Source organism: Blautia sp. AF19-10LB (assembly GCF_003461245.1).
Classification (GTDB): domain Bacteria; phylum Bacillota; class Clostridia; order Lachnospirales; family Lachnospiraceae; genus Blautia_A; species Blautia_A intestinihominis.
In genome coordinates this window covers 1-15,401 of sequence record NZ_QTWS01000015.1, presented here as the reverse complement: position 1 = coordinate 15,401, position 15,401 = coordinate 1, and the positions used below count along the sequence as shown (strand labels likewise).

At 43.0% G+C, this 15,401-nt stretch carries 13 protein-coding genes and 1 pseudogene; 9 read left to right on the top strand and 5 right to left on the bottom strand.

Going from position 1 to position 15,401, the window contains the following annotated elements; translation table 11 throughout:
- Positions 1-120 precede the first annotated feature (120 nt).
- From DWX28_RS09675 to DWX28_RS09655, 5 genes are all read left to right on the top strand, one after another.
- On the top strand, positions 121-1,488 hold the full coding sequence (locus DWX28_RS09675; RefSeq protein WP_022213388.1) for a hypothetical protein: 1,368 nt from the start codon (positions 121-123) through the stop codon (positions 1,486-1,488).
- Between the two features lie 6 nt (positions 1,489-1,494).
- Complete coding sequence (locus DWX28_RS09670) at positions 1,495-2,661, top strand: aminotransferase class V-fold PLP-dependent enzyme (RefSeq protein WP_118252565.1); 1,167 nt, start codon at positions 1,495-1,497, stop codon at positions 2,659-2,661.
- Between the two features lie 15 nt (positions 2,662-2,676).
- Complete coding sequence (locus DWX28_RS09665) at positions 2,677-2,970, top strand: hypothetical protein (RefSeq protein WP_022213386.1); 294 nt, start codon at positions 2,677-2,679, stop codon at positions 2,968-2,970.
- An 84-nt stretch (positions 2,971-3,054) separates the two neighbouring features.
- A complete protein-coding gene (locus tag DWX28_RS09660) occupies positions 3,055-3,924 on the top strand; it encodes an AraC family transcriptional regulator (protein ID WP_022213385.1) in 870 nt (289 codons plus the stop codon).
- Positions 3,925-4,049: 125 nt separating this feature from the next.
- Positions 4,050-6,416, top strand: a complete 2,367-nt coding sequence (locus DWX28_RS09655; RefSeq protein WP_022213384.1) for a glycoside hydrolase family 31 protein — start codon at positions 4,050-4,052, stop codon at positions 6,414-6,416.
- Here DWX28_RS09655 and DWX28_RS09650 read toward each other — a convergent pair.
- Complete coding sequence (locus DWX28_RS09650; protein WP_118252564.1) at positions 6,409-7,173, bottom strand: response regulator transcription factor; 765 nt, start codon at positions 7,171-7,173, stop codon at positions 6,409-6,411. The genes DWX28_RS09655 and DWX28_RS09650 overlap by 8 nt on opposite strands.
- Before the next feature lie 18 nt (positions 7,174-7,191).
- Positions 7,192-9,003, bottom strand: coding sequence for a sensor histidine kinase (locus DWX28_RS09645; protein WP_118252563.1), 1,812 nt, complete (start codon positions 9,001-9,003; stop codon positions 7,192-7,194).
- A 299-nt stretch (positions 9,004-9,302) separates the two neighbouring features.
- Between DWX28_RS09645 and DWX28_RS09640 the strand changes: the two genes are divergently transcribed.
- The 3 genes from DWX28_RS09640 to DWX28_RS09630 all read left to right on the top strand — a co-directional run bounded on the left by DWX28_RS09640 (position 9,303) and on the right by DWX28_RS09630 (position 12,477).
- On the top strand, positions 9,303-10,628 hold the full coding sequence (locus DWX28_RS09640; RefSeq protein ID WP_022213381.1) for an ABC transporter substrate-binding protein: 1,326 nt from the start codon (positions 9,303-9,305) through the stop codon (positions 10,626-10,628).
- Positions 10,629-10,774: 146 nt separating this feature from the next.
- On the top strand, positions 10,775-11,656 hold the full coding sequence (locus DWX28_RS09635; protein ID WP_227222944.1) for a carbohydrate ABC transporter permease: 882 nt from the start codon (positions 10,775-10,777) through the stop codon (positions 11,654-11,656).
- Positions 11,656-12,477, top strand: a complete 822-nt coding sequence (locus DWX28_RS09630; RefSeq protein WP_118252562.1) for a carbohydrate ABC transporter permease — start codon at positions 11,656-11,658, stop codon at positions 12,475-12,477. The genes DWX28_RS09635 and DWX28_RS09630 overlap by 1 nt, the downstream gene beginning before the upstream one ends.
- A 58-nt stretch (positions 12,478-12,535) precedes the next feature.
- Here the strand turns inward: DWX28_RS09630 and DWX28_RS09625 are convergent.
- The 3 genes and pseudogenes from DWX28_RS09625 to DWX28_RS19905 form a co-directional block, all read right to left on the bottom strand.
- A pseudogene (locus tag DWX28_RS09625) lies at positions 12,536-13,283 on the bottom strand (amino acid ABC transporter ATP-binding protein).
- Positions 13,274-13,660 (bottom strand): ABC transporter permease subunit, encoded by a 387-nt coding sequence (locus tag DWX28_RS20535; protein WP_243002399.1) that lies wholly within the window; start codon positions 13,658-13,660, stop codon positions 13,274-13,276. Before DWX28_RS20535 ends, DWX28_RS09625 begins: the two are co-directional and overlap by 10 nt.
- A complete protein-coding gene (locus DWX28_RS19905; protein ID WP_243002398.1) occupies positions 13,575-14,105 on the bottom strand; it encodes a transporter substrate-binding domain-containing protein in 531 nt (176 codons plus the stop codon). The genes DWX28_RS20535 and DWX28_RS19905 overlap by 86 nt, the downstream gene beginning before the upstream one ends.
- Before the next feature lie 268 nt (positions 14,106-14,373).
- Here DWX28_RS19905 and DWX28_RS09610 point away from each other — a divergent pair, with 268 nt between their 5' ends.
- Entirely contained in the window at positions 14,374-15,207 is an 834-nt protein-coding gene (locus DWX28_RS09610) for a carbon-nitrogen hydrolase family protein (RefSeq protein WP_022213375.1), read from the top strand.
- Positions 15,208-15,401 lie beyond the last annotated feature (194 nt).

Genomic DNA, 15,401 nt, shown 5'->3' with positions numbered 1-15,401 from the left:
GAAAGTATAGATTGTGCGGAAGAAAAAAGAGGAATATTCTCATTTAGAAAGTATAATTAGAGACATATTAAGGGATGCAACTATATAAGGTGAACAAATGAAAGAGAGGTTTTTTTAATCATGAAACAGAAAGCAATGGATGTAAAACTCGTAGTAAGACCACTGATCGGATGTCTGACACATACACACTTCTGGGAAGGCCCATGTCGTGCAGGTCACAAAGAAGACATGACTGTTGAGGCAGAAACAAAGGCAGCAGATGAGACATTTAAAGAATCTGTAGAAGCTCTGAAAGGTGTGATTGATGAAGTTCAGTTCACAGAGCCGATGGATGTTCGTTATGATGAATCTTTCGTAGTAAAGAAAGATCTGTTTGAAAAAATCGGCGAAAATCTTGATGAGATTGATTGCTTCCTGTGCATGGGATGGAGAATTCCGAAACTGGAACGCTACAACAAACCGGTAATCATCTGGCAGAACGGAAACGAAGGAATCGACTTTGCAGCTTACTGCCGTTCTATCGGAGTAGAAGCTTATGTAGCAATGGATCTTCAGGATGTAAACGAGATCGCACATATCCTCTGGGTAAGAAAAGCCGTTCGCAACACAAGAGCACTTGTACTTACAGCAGGATCTTTGCCAACATTCGGTATCCAGAGCCTGATCCGTGATCCGGAAGTTCTCCGTCAGCGTTATGGATTTGAAGTAGTAAAACTTCCATTCACATCTATCTTCAAATATATGGATGAGATTACAGACGAAGAAGCAAAACCGATCGCCGACAAGATCATTGCAGGTTCTACAGATACACAGGTAAATACAGACTGGTTCCTCAACGACGTGAAATATTATCTGGCAGCTAAGAAAATGATGGATATCTATGACTGCAACGCATTCTCAACTGCATGTCATGAGCTCTGCACAACAGAGATCCCGCAGAACCGTAAATTTACACCATGTATGTGCCATTCCATCATGAAAGATGAAGGAATCCCGAGTGGATGTGAGGAAGACCTGAACGCACTTATGGCTATGCTGATCATGCAGTACGCTGCAAACCGTCCGGCATTCATGGGTAACCCGAACCATGAGACAGACGAACTGCTTCGTATCCACCATGCAGTACCGGCACTTTGCATGAATGGTTATGGAACAAAACCACTGGAATACAAACTGTGGGCATTCACTGGTCAGGGATTTGGTGGAAAACTGCAGGTTGACTTCACAGAGAACGATGATGACTATGTAACACTTGGCCGTTTCAACCCGGCAGGCGATACCATCTGCATCAAGAAAGGTAAAGTTATCCGTTCCGAATATGCAGATACATACTGCAGCCCGTACTACTACATCCAGATGGATGACGCAAGAGAATATATGCACAACCTGGCAGGCTTTGGTCATCATCAGGTACTTATCTTTGGTGATTACACAAAACTTATCAAAAAGATTGCAAAGGTTATGAACTTTAACGTACTGGAAGGATGATTCCGAATGGTTTATCTGAATAACGCGGCTACATCATGGCCGAAACCTTCCTGCGTGAATGAAGCTGTACAGGCGTGTCTTATGGACACGCCTGCTTCACAATTCAGGGGAGGAAGCGCGATTTTAAAAAAAGATGTGGAAGTACTCTGTCGTGAAGCTATGGGGGAACTGCTGGGGATAGCAGAGAGTGAGAGGATTTTTTTTACATCAGGGGCAACAGAAAGTTTGAATACTGTCCTGTGTGGACTCGATTATGGAAAAGCAGGAAACAGCATTCTCGTGACACAGACAGAGCATAACAGTGTCCTGCGTCCGCTTATGAATCAGTCGGCATTAAAAGAGCATCCGGTAAAAATCATCTCCTGCACCGCGATTGGCGCAGTGACAGAGGAACTGCTGGAACAGGCGCTGGAAGAAGAGCGGCAGGACGGACGGCAGGCAGCAGCACTTGTGGTCAATCATTGCTCGAATGTAACGGGATATGTGCAGGACATGGACATGATCAGCAGGTTCGCAAAGAAAAACAACCTTTGTCTGATAGTGGATGTTTCCCAGAGCGCAGGCTGTATTCCGGTATATGCAGATCAGTGGAAAGCAGATGCGGTTATTTTTACAGGTCACAAAAGTCTTATGGGTATGCAGGGCAGTGGTGGATTTTATATCAGAGAAGGTATTTTACTAAAGCCGTTGAAATATGGGGGAACAGGACGTAACAGTAAGCAGCTGACCTATGAAGATGAAGATTATGAATATGAAGTTGGCACACAGAACCTTCCGGGAATCACGGCATTGCTGGCTGGAGTGAATTTTGTACGTGAAACAGGAGTTGACATGATCCATAAAAAAGAAATGGCACTTATGGAGAAATTGTATGAAGCTCTGGAGAAGATCCCGGGAATCCAGGTATACGGAAATTCTAAGGAATGCAGGGGACCTGTCATGAGTCTGAACTTCAAAGGCCTGACAGCTTCCGATGCGGCATATATCCTGGAAAGTGGGTATGGAATCACGGTACGTGCGGGACTTCACTGTTCTCCACTGATCCATGAAGCTATGGGAACACAAAAGAACGGAACGATCCGCATAAGCATATCTTACTTTACAAAAGAGAAGGACATACAGGAATTTCTTACAGCGGCAGAGCAGATCGCAGGCTCTGTGGCAGGACGATGAACAGGGGAAAAGTTTATGAAGATTACAGGAAAGCGGCCTTCAAGAGAGAAATGTGCAGAATCCGGCTGGTTTGCAACAGACTATCTTATGGATGCGCCGATAGACAGAGAATTTATTTTAAAGCTGAAATCACTTGGAGGTTTTGTATATCTTGATATGCTGAAACAGCCTTTTTTTAAGATCGAGAATAATTACTATATGATAAAGGGGATAGAAGGAAACGACTATTTCAGGATCGCCGTTCATGGAAAACATGAAGATGAACTGGCAAAACTGGAAGCATTCATCCTGAATTGCGTGAAAGAATAAAATCTGCTATACTGAGAACGTTAAAGAATCGAATTTTGTGTTATCAGATTTGACAGAATTAACGTTACTTACAGGAGGCAGACGATGAGGCTTGAACGAGATAATATTCCACTTGATAAAGATTTTCCTTTTCAGATTTCAGAGGTAGTGCTGACCCCGAAGAACAGCAGGCCGGGGACCTGGCACTGGCACAGTTACTTTGAGATCACCTGTGTGCTTGAGGGGAAGGGGAATTATTTTGTCAATGGACAGGAGTATACGATGGAGAAGGATGATGTGATCATCTTTAACAACGTAGAACCTCATGGGTGGAATCTTATCGGGGATGATATGAAGCTTCTGGTCATGATCTTTTCGCCGGAATTTATTGCAGAGAAGATCAGCGTATTTGACACGGAGTATCTGAAGCCCTTTGTAGAGCGGGGAAGTAATTTCAAGAACCGTGTCGGCAGGGAAGATGAAATAAATGCAGATATCCGTGCGGGCATCTGGGAAATTTATAAAGAGTGGAATGATCAGAAAGAAGGTTATCCTCTTATGATCAAGGCCAATGTATTGCGGATCCTCACCATGCTCATACGTACTTATCAGGATGAAACCAAATCCGGAGAGATGCTCAAGGAGAAAAAGAACGCCATGAAGCGTCTGGAGCAGGCGTTTGATTACATCGATGCTCATTACTGCGAGAAGATCACACTGGAAGAGGTTGCGTCATCTGTGTATATGAGTGCCAATTATTTTTCATCTTATTTTCGTAAGGTGACGAATATCAGTTTCAGTGATTATGTAACACGAATGCGTATCAATCATGCCCGTGAACTTCTTCGTGAAGGGAAGAAAAATGTTACGGAAATCGCCATGGAATGTGGGTTTAATAATATTTCAAATTTCTATCGACTGTATAAGAAACATGTGGGCAAAACACCCAAGGATGAAAAGAGTAAAAATAGTTAAAAATCAGAATCAGATAAGCCATAGACCGATCATAAACAGCCGTGTTAGGATAAAAACAGCAATGTTATATCCTGATACGGCGTTTTTTATGGGAAACAAAAACTTACAAAAGGAGATTTGGGGAAATGATAAAAACAGACAGATATGTAGAATGTTCAGCAGCAGGCATGAAATATCGCCTGATACCGGTAACAGATGAGATCATCCGCTGCATGATCGCAAAAGATGAAGTAAAAACAGAGCAGGAATCTCTGATCATCGAGAAAAAAGAGTATCCGCAGGTTCCATTTGAAGCAGCAGAAGCAGACGAAGTAGTTACAGTAAAAACATCAGCAGTGCAGGCAGAACTGAATCTCAAAACAGGAGGGATCACCTGGAAACATGCAGATGGAAGTGTGTGGCTGGAGCAGAACAAAGCGGATCTCACCAGGATTGATGTCGTACACTATAATACAGGCGGCGAAAAACCGATCATCAACCGTGTAAAGACTGTAGACGGTGAAAGAAACTTTATCCAGAACCTCAAGGCAGAAAAAATCAGAGACGGATACCGCGCAAGAGTTTTCTTTGACTGGAAAGAAGACGAGGAGATCCATGGACTTGGACAGGCAGAAGAAGGTATTTACAACTACCGTGAACATACACAGTATCTGTATCAGCACAATATGCGTATCCCGATGCCGATGTTTGTATCTACCGAAGGATATGGAGTCCTGTTTGACTGCTGTTCACTGATGACTTTTAATGATGAAGGCAGAGAATCCTATCTGTTCCTGGATACGGTAGACCAGATCGATTATTATTTCCTCGGTGGAAATACAATGGATGAGATCATTCATGACTACCGTTATCTGACAGGTAAAGCACAGATGCTGCCGAAGTGGGCGTATGGCTACATCCAGTCCAAAGAGCAGTATTACACAGCAAAAGAACTGGCTGAGATCGTGCGTCATTACAGAGAGATCGGTGTTCCGATCGATTGTGTCGTTCAGGACTGGAATACCTGGGAACCAGGCAACTGGGGAGAAAAGATCCTCGACAAAGAACGCTACGGTGACAACAAAGAATGCATGGAAGAAATCAACAAAATGCATGCACACAGCATGGTCTCTGTATGGCCGAACATGAATGCGGGCGGCAAAAACCATCAGGAATTTTTTGACGCAGGCTATCTGCTTTATGACTATGCAACCTACAATGCTTTTGATGAAAAAGCCCGTGAAATGTACTGGAAACAGGCAAAAGAAGGACTTTTTGATGAAGGATTTGAATCCTGGTGGTGCGATTCCACAGAGCCTTTCTCCGGTCCTGACTGGAATGGCGGCGTGAAGAGAGAGCCATGGGAGAGATATGAACTTGTCGGCGGCGAGCACAAGAAATATCTGGATCCGGCTGTTGCCAATGCGTTTGCACTGATGCATGCAAAGGGTATTTATGAAAACCAGAGAAAAGACACTGAAGACAAACGTGTCCTCAACCTGACCCGTTCCGGTTATGCATCCGGGCAGAAATACGCAGCCATGCTGTGGTCCGGCGATACCTGCGCTTCCTGGGACAACTTCAAGATCCAGATCGTAGAAGGCCTGAATATGGGACTGAGTGGTTATCCGTACTGGACACTGGATATCGGTGCGTTCTTTACAGTTGCTGATAAATGGCAGAATCGTGGCTGTGGCTGCAACACAGATCCGGAGCCGAAGTGGTTCTGGCAGGGCAAATACAATGAAGGTGTGAAGGACAAAGGATACTGCGAGCTTTATACCAGATGGCTTGAGATGGGAACTTTCCTTCCGATGTTCCGCTCTCACGGAACAGATACTCCGAGAGAAATCTGGAACTTCGGTGACAAAGGAACGATGTTCTATGATGCAATTGAGAAATCTATTAAGCTGAGATACCATCTGATGCCGTATATCTATTCTCTTGCAGGAGCTGTTCACTTCAACGACTATACGATCATGAGAAGCCTTCTGTTTGATTTCCCGCAGGATAAGACTGCAAGAAAGATTGAGAATGAGTTTATGTTCGGACCGTCACTTCTGATCTGTGCAGTTACAGAGCCAATGTACTACGGCCCGGAAAGCACAGAACTTGACCGTGAAAAAACATGGGAATGTTATCTCCCACAGGGAGCTGACTGGTATGATTACTGGACCGGCAAGAAATATGAAGGCGGTCAGTATGTAACGGTAGATGCGCCGATCGACCAGATGCCGATCTTTGTAAAAGCAGGAAGCATTCTTCCGGTTGCAGACGGACTTACTTATGCATCTCAGAAACCGGAAGGACCGGTGAAACTGATGGTTTACCCGGGAGCAGATGCAGAATTTACTCTTTATGAAGATGAGGGAAATAACTATAATTTTGAGAAGGGTGCATACGCAACCACAAAACTGATCTGGAATGACCAGAAAGGTGAACTGACTGTAGAAGAAAGACAGGGAAGCTTTGATGGTATGGAAGATATTTCTTATGAGGAAGTCATCATTTGATGGCTTCCTCTTTTTCATCGCGATATTCCAGCGGGCTCATGCCGGTATGTTTCTTGAAGATACGGCTGAAATATCCCTGGTCATGGTAACCGCACATCTCTCCGATCTGACGGACAGAAAGCGAAGGCTCATTGAGAAGCAGCTTCTGTGCATGATGCATCCTCAGATTGGTCAGATATTTGGTCGGGGTACAGTCATATGCCTGGCAGAAGATCTTTGTCAGATAACCGGGACTGTAATTCATATTGTCTGCGATCAGGTTCAGATTGATATCGTCACTGTAGTTTTTTATAATAAAATCCCGCAGAACAGAAGCAATTTGAGAGGGAGTCATGGAAGCGGTTCCTGCATTAAAGACAGCTTCGTAATCCTTCTTGGCGATCTGAAATTCACGTTTGATCTTTTGCAGGGCATCATGGAGCTCATCTGGATCCACTGGTTTCAGCAGATAATCAGAGACTTTGAGAGTAATAGCTTTCTTGGCATATTCAAAGTCTGAAAACCCGCTTGTGATAATAAATTTAGTGAAAGGGAACTGACTTCTTACTTTGGTAAGCAAGGCCATCCCATCCATAACAGGCATACGGATATCCGTTATGACAAGATCAGGAGTAAGCTTTTCTACCAGTGCAAATGCCTGCTCGCCTGTCTGGGCAGTACCTGTAACCTGAAAATCCGGGTCCGCTTTCTGGATTTTCTGGACAAGATTATTTAAAAGAAGTTCTTCGTCCTCCGCAACGACTACTGTGTATTTCATGATAGTTCCTTTCTCTTATTAATACTGAGTTGTTTCTTGACCCTCTGATATATAACGTCCTATGGATACAATTCCGTGTCCGTCCTCGGTGTTTCCATATTCAAAAATGATTTTGCCGTTGCAGAAAATCTTCCATCTGAGATAAACATTTACAGTTCCCAGACCGTTGATCTTGAGTTCAGGAAGACCTGGATTCTGGTCTGCTTTGGCAAGATTCTGTGCGATCTTCTGACATGCTTCCTCAGAAAATCCGGGACCGTTATCTGTGACGGTGATCTTCCAGTAGTTTTCCGCGATAACACTGCTGACGGAGATCATCCATGGTGGTGCACAGTTGGAACCATATTTGATAGCATTTTCTACGAGTGGCTGGATCAGCAGCTTGGGAACCTCCTCAGAAAGAAGGCTTTCATCTACATCAATATTGTAGTTCAGACTGGACTGATAACGGACTTTCATACAGTACAGATATTTCTGAACATAATCCAGCTCATCAGCAAGAGATACGGTCGTGTTGCCTGTATCTGTAATATAGCGCATGATCAGAGAAAGATTCCGGCACATTTTGGCAACTGTGTCATTATCACCGTTTTCCGCAAGAACCATGATACTTGACAGTGAGTTGTAATAAAAATGCGGGTTGATCTGTGTCTGCAGAGCCATATTTCGAGCGTGCATTTCCTGTTCTTTTGCCTGTGTGAGTTTTACCATGGAATCCTTCAGATTATCGCTCATAAACTGAAATGCCTGGTAAAGTTCCTCAAGTTCATTGACAGAGACAGGATAGGAAGTGACCTTTTCCTGACCAAGAGTGTCCAGCTCCATTCGCTGAATGATATGTTTCAGATGCTTGACCGGTTTGACAACAGAACGGGACAGCCTGTATGAAACAATAACAGAAGCCAGAAGAAAAGCAGCAACAACTGCCAGAAGGATCTGGAGCATCTGATATACCGGTGCAAGTATGGCTGATTTTGACTGAACCGTGAGGTAAGTAAATCCAGTGTAGCCGGAGTCAATTCTTGCCGCATATTCGTCCTTGCCTGTCAGAGGGCTGGTAAGCCTGGAAGAAGTCTGAGATGAATCTGTCAATGTGTAATAGTCCTGGAGTTTGGAACTTTCACTGTCTGAAATATCGTAAGGATAGATCAGATCACCATCCTGATTAAATACATATACACTGGCTGCATCATCATGATTTTTCTTCTCGTAGGAAATGATACTTTTAAAAATGGATTTGCACTGTTTGGCTGTTTCAATTACGCCTACACTGCGGCGGTACTGATTTGTGAAAGAGCGGTAGACAGAGATCATCCACTGAGAATATTTCGCCGACTTGGAATATTCATAGGTAAGATAGGGATTGGTGATTACTTTTCTGCCATCTGCTTCCCGGGCTTTCTGCAGCCATTCGGTGCGAGAATCGTCCGTTTTTTTTACCATGGTGGAAAGTCCTGCCTGAAGTACATATCCGGAAAAATCGTACAGATTCACCTGATCAGCTTTTAATTCAGTTCCGCTGAGAGAAATAAAAAGATCAGACATATCGGAGAGCATACTGTCAGAGATATTGAGATCAAATTTCTGATCGAGGATACTCTTGGACATATTACTGTAGTTGATATTGACGGATACTGTGTCCAGGTCAAGGATAGCAGAGTCTACCTGTGTTTTGAAACTGGAATTCAGGGTGTTCATGGCACTGATCTGACTTTCCTTCAGTCGTCCTGATACAAAGAGATAAAAAAATGCTGCAAAAGCAAACAGGATCAGACTTGCCATTCCGAGATAGGCGATAAAAAGTTTAGACTGTAAGCTGCGTTGTTTCATATATACGCCTCCTGTAAAAAAAGTACCAATGGTTTTTCAGGACATGTCAAAAGTATTTCGTCGAAATTATAACATGTTTATGTAAAAAGTACAAATGACAAAAAGCGAAACTGGTAAAAATGGTCAAAAATATACATTATAAATTGTGCAACCTAGTAGAATGATGTGAAAATAGCATACAAAAATGTGAAAAAAGTACAAATACAGAATGGCTTTGTCCATGGATAAAAAACACAGTTACTGATAAACTTATTTCATCAAGGACGTGACAAAAACAAATTAAAAGGAGGAAGTTTTTTATGTTGAGAAAGAGATTTTGGGCAGTTGCATGTGCAACAGCAATGGTAGCATCTATGACAGCAGGTCTTAGCGTGAATGTATTTGCAGCAGATGATACCAAAGATTTTGCAGGAGAGGAATTAAGCATTCTGGTATCCGCAGGCTGGATGGATAACCGTTATGATGAGACACTGGAGCGTTTTGAGGATACATACGATGTAACCGTTGACCTTCAGACAATCCCGGCAGATCAGTATTCTGATCTTCTTCAGTCAAAACTGGCAACAGATTCCTGTGCGGATGTTTTCTGGATCCAGTCCAATCCATTTGCAATTGAATCAACCATCGTTGACCCGGAGAAATACTGTATCGATTTTACAGGAGCTGACTGGGAAAACCTTATGCCGGAAACAAGAAAAGCATCCTGCACATACAACGATAAATTATACGGACTTCAGGTTTGGAACAATTCTCCGGAGTACGTAATGCTTTACAATAAAACTCTGTTTGAAGAAAATGGCTGGGAAGTTCCAACCACATATGCAGAACTCAAAGACCTCTGCGCAAAGATCGCAGATACAGGAATCACTCCATGGTTCATGCCAGGAGCAGACGGATGGCAGCATCAGCTCGCATTCTTCCAGATCGGTGGAGTTTATGAAGAAGCAACACCAGGACTGTACGATGCTCTGAATACAAACCAGGCAACATTTGCTGATAATGAAAAAATGCTTGAAGTTCTGAACGAGTTCAAAGAACTCTCTGATGCAGGCTACTTCGGAGAGGACTGGATCGGAACAGACAGCACAAACATGTCAAATGAATTTGGCGACAGAACATGTGCAATGGCAATGGCAAACTCCAGTTACATCAAACAGATCAAAGATGACACAGGTTCCGAAGATGAATATGGAATGTTCCTGATTCCTCTTGGAGACAATACCTGGTATCCAACCAGCCCGGCTGGCCCGACAATGTTCGGATACAAAGGAACAGAGCATGAAGACCTTGTAAGAGAATTCTTCAACTTCGTAACAACAACAGAAAGCCTTCAGGAAATCCTTGACAACTCACCGGCTTACACAAACCTTGATGTAAACGATGACAATCTGGAACAGCACTGGCTGCCAGAAGAGGAAGAATTCCTTGAGACTGTAGACAAAGATAAAATGAGCGTATCTGTACTTCAGAATGGTACAAAATATACAAACGACTACTGGATGCAGTTTGGACAGGATATGATCGCATTCTGCCAGGGTGAAATGGAAGCAAACGATGTTCTTGCAAACATGGATACCAACCGTGCAGAAGCAGCAAAAACTGTCGGAGATGAAAACTGGGAATAAATTTCAGATAAAAACGTTGTGAAATAAGGGTAATTCTTCAGTGCGAGGGAGTAAAATCCTTCGCACTGTCTGCTAAAGGAGTAAATAAGAAGATTATCCTTGTGACTTGATTAATCTGGCTGCTAAGAGAACAGGAGGTAACTTCAGTGAATAAGAAAAAAATATATCCCTGGTGGTTTCTGGTGCTGCCGCTGGTATTGTATGTAATCTTTTTCCTGCTTCCAAGTGCAATGGGTGTAGGATATTCCTTTACAGACTGGAATTCCAGAAGTGTCCTGAATGGTACACATTTTGTAGGACTGCAGAACTTTAAAGAAATTCTGACATCAAACAAAGGCTATTTAAGTGGAATTGGGAATACACTTAAATTTACGATCATTTCTAACATTGTAAAACTGATCCCGGCACTTATGATCGCAATCATGCTTCAGGAAGGCTTAAGAGGAAAAGGACTTTACAGAACTCTGTTATATCTGCCATCTATTCTTCCATTTGTAATTATCGGTCTGATTTTTAAATCTATCCTCAATTACAATACAGGACTTCTGAATACGATCCTGGATGCACTGCATCTCGGAATCCTGAAACAGAAATGGCTTTCTGATCTGGGTGTTGTATGGAAATCCATTTACGGTGTAGATGCCTGGAGAGGTATTGGTTATGTTATGACTATTTTCCTCGCAGGTCTGAATACGATTCCGAAATCCTACTATGAAGCTGCTGAGATCGACGGTGCAAACTTCTGGCAGAGACTTCGCTATGTAACACTTCCAATGCTTACAGGTTCTATCATGATCAACCTTGTATTTGGTATTACATATGGTCTGAAAGTATTCGATATCGTTTACGTTCTTACAAACGGCGGTCCTGGACATGCAACAGAGGTTCTTACAACTTATGCATTCCAGCTTTACTCCAGAGGTCAGTATGGAATGTCTTCTGCATTGAATACGATCCTTCTTATCATTACGGCGATCATCGGTGTAGGTATTGTTAAGAAAATGAGTAAACAGGAGGTACAGCAGTAATGAAAAAGCAAAAAGTTCAAAACGTGTTGAAGCATATTGTCTGCATCCTTCTGTGCCTGACAGTTGTACTTCCATTTTACATGGTACTTATCAATTCCTTCAAGGATAAAGGAGAGGCCGCAAGAATGAGTCTTGCGCTTCCGACCAAATGGGTATTCTCAAACTACGCAGAGGTTATCAAAAAAGGTAATCTGATCCAGGGATTTGCAAACAGTTTACTGTATGCTCTGGTAGCAACTACACTTGGTGTTGTACTGTGTGCGATGGCAGCATTTGTAATGTGCCGTAACAGAACAAAGTTAAATACATTCCTGTATTACTTCGTTCTCTGCGGACTGTTCTTCCCGGTCAACTATGTAACTCTGGTAAGAGTTTTGAGTGCTTTAAACCTGAACGATACACGAGTTGGTATTGTCATGGTATTTACGAGTGCGATGATACCGTTCTGTGTATTTACGATCCGAAACTTCGTAATATCCATTCCGGTTGAATTGGACGAGGCAGCGGTTATTGATGGTGCAGGACCTCTGAGCCTGTTCTTCAAGATCATCATGCCGCTTATGAAACCAACACTTGTAACCTGCTTTATCCTGCAGTTCATGACAGTATGGAGCGATTTCCTTACACCTCTGTACCTGTCCAGCAAGAGCAAACTCTTCCCGATGACCATGGCAGTATACCAGTTCTTCGGAAAGAACAAGAGCTACTGGAACTACATCTTCGCAGATATCGTACTTACCTGTATTCCGGTTATCATTGTTTACATGATCGGCCAGAAATACATCGTTGGTGGAATGACTTCCGGTGCGGTGAAAGAGTAAAAACGATTAATAAAAAATAGACGTTTATCTCGTATAAGAGACAGACGTCTATTTTTTATTACAATACTTTATTCAGGAAATCAATTGTTCGTGCTTCCTGTGGATTCAGGAGAACTTCCTGTGGGGAGCCTTCCTCTACGATGTAACCGCCATCCATGAAGATAACCCGGTCGGGCAACTTCGCGGGCGAAGCCCATTTCATGGGTTACGATCACCATTGTCATGCCATCGGCGGCGAGCTGCTTCATAACCTGAAGAACTTCACCAACCATTTCCGGGTCGAGAGCACTGGTTGGCTCATCAAAAAGCATGATATCAGGAGTCATGCAGAGGGCACGTGCGATCGCTACACGCTGCTTCTGCCCACCGGAAAGCTGCTCTGGATATGTGTCAGCTTTGTCGGCCATGCCGACTTTTTCCAGCATGTGGATGGCGCGCTGTCTGGCTTCATCCTTGGTAGCTTTTTTCAGTTCTACCGGAGCGAGCATCAGGTTCTGTGTGACATTCATATGCGGGAAAAGATTGAAATGCTGGAATACCATTTCTACATTTTCACGGACTTTATTGATATCAATATGTTTGTCTGTAAGATTGTGTCCATCTACGATCACTTCTCCGGCGGTAATCTCTTCGAGCTTGTTCATGCAGCGCAGGAAAGTAGATTTACCGCTTCCGGAAGGTCCGATGATAACGACTACTTCACCTTCATGAATGTCTGTGGAGATATCCTTCAGGACTTCCAGAGAGCCGAAGTTTTTTTTCAAATGTGATACGTGGATTTTGACGTTGTCTTTATTTACGGCCACGGTTTAATCTCCTTTCTAAGACTTTTGCGATTTTGGACAGGATTGTGATGACGATCAGGTACATGATCGCAACAATACCCCATGTCTGGAAGGACATGAAAGAATTGGCAACAACGTTCTTTGCAGTGTTGACCAGTTCCGGCCTGAAGTGCTGTCAGGGTAAAACTGAATCCCATCATATTGTTCAGACAGTAAGGAACACCGAAATAAATAAAATACGCGAGGACGATCATAGGAACGCCTCGGATAACATCAACAAAAATAGAAGATATGATTCTGCAGGCTTTATTCTTAAGTACACTTAACAAACCAAAAAACATACCCAGAATACAGGCAAAAAACAGACCGCATAAAGCAAGAAGCAGGGTCTGTCCCATTGCAAGGAGCAGCTTCCTCTTCAGCAGGAGCCTCTGTTGTATCTGCCTCAGCGTCATCAGCAGCTTCTTCTGTCGGAACTGCGTCTTCTCCGAGGTATTTGGCAATGATCTCGTTGTATTCACCGCTTTCTTTTCTTTCATCTGTAATAGATGCGCCGGCGATCATACCGTCAGCCTGTCCAGCCTGGCATGCAGCGATAGAAGCGTCCCATCCAAGACTCTTGAGCTCATATTCAAAGCTCTGATCTTTTGCGATCGCATCAAGTACGTCTACGTCGATACCTACGAAATTACCGCTGTCATCTGTGTATTCAAAAGGTTTGAATACAGTATCAGTTGCGATAGTCCATTTCTTATCTGTCTCTGCATCAGAAGCTGCAAATACAGGAACAGTAAGGCTTCCTGCGAGTAATCCCATTGTTAATAAATAACACATCTTTTTCATAGAGAAACACTCCTTTTCTTTTAAATAATGAAAAAAGGCGCAGTTTACAAAAAAACTGACGCCTTCGTCGCTTTTTTCAGTTCTATCATTCCCAAAACACACTGTCAATGGAATGTTTTAAAATTTTACCATATTAAAGGGATTGTCCTATAAATAAAACATAGTTTGAGGGAAGAGAGTATATTTTATAGAAAGTTTATGTACAGATATTGGTGCTTATGCTACCATTTAAATGTACATGTCAAAAAAGGTAAAAGAGGGACAGAAAATGGCAAAAATAAAAGTAGCAGCAATACAGATGCCAACAGTGACTGACAAAATGCAGAATGTCAGGACAGCGGGAATATATCTTGAAAAGATAAAAGATGAGAAACCGGATTTTGTTATCCTTCCGGAGATGTTCTGCTGTCCATATCAGACGCAGAATTTCCCGGTCTATGCAGAAGAAGAGGGTGGGCCTGTATGGCAGCAGCTTTCGGAATACGCAAAACAATATGGAATCTATCTTATCGGCGGTTCAATGCCGGAGAAGGATGCTGAGGGAAAGGTTTACAATACATCTTATATTTTTGACAGGCAGGGAAAACAGATTGGCAAGCACAGAAAGGTGCATTTGTTTGATATTGATGTCACAGGTGGACAGACATTTAAGGAATCCGATACTTTGACGGCGGGAGATCATGATACAGTTTTTGATACCGAGTTTGGCAGGATGGGAGTCATGCTATGTTTTGATATTCGGTTCCCTGAGCTTGCGCGGATGATGGTAAATGATGGCGCAAAGGCAATCTTCGTTCCAGCGGCTTTCAATATGACGACAGGTCCTGCACACTGGGAACTGTCCTTCCGAACCAGAGCACTGGACAACCAGATCTACATGATAGGCTGCGCCCCAATGCGCGATGAATCCGCAGGATATATTTCCTGGGGACATTCCATTGTCACAGATCCATGGGGCAGAGTCATAGATATGCTGGATGAAAAAGAAGGCGTACTTCTGACAGAACTGGACCTTGACTATGAAGAGCAGGTAAGAGAAGAGTTACCATTATTAAAGAGCAGGCGGAAGGATATGTACCGTCTGGAAAAACTATGCAAATAATGCTATGCTTTGTGCGAAGCTATATGTGCTTGTTATAATTTTTTTATAAATTGATGGAAAGTATGGGATGGACCATAGAGCAGGCTATGGATGCACTTCAGATACCAAAGGAAGAGCGAAATAGCTACCTTAATATGTTGAATAACTGCGCGCCGCATTCTCGTTACTTCCAGTGATGAGTTAGGCGCGCAAAT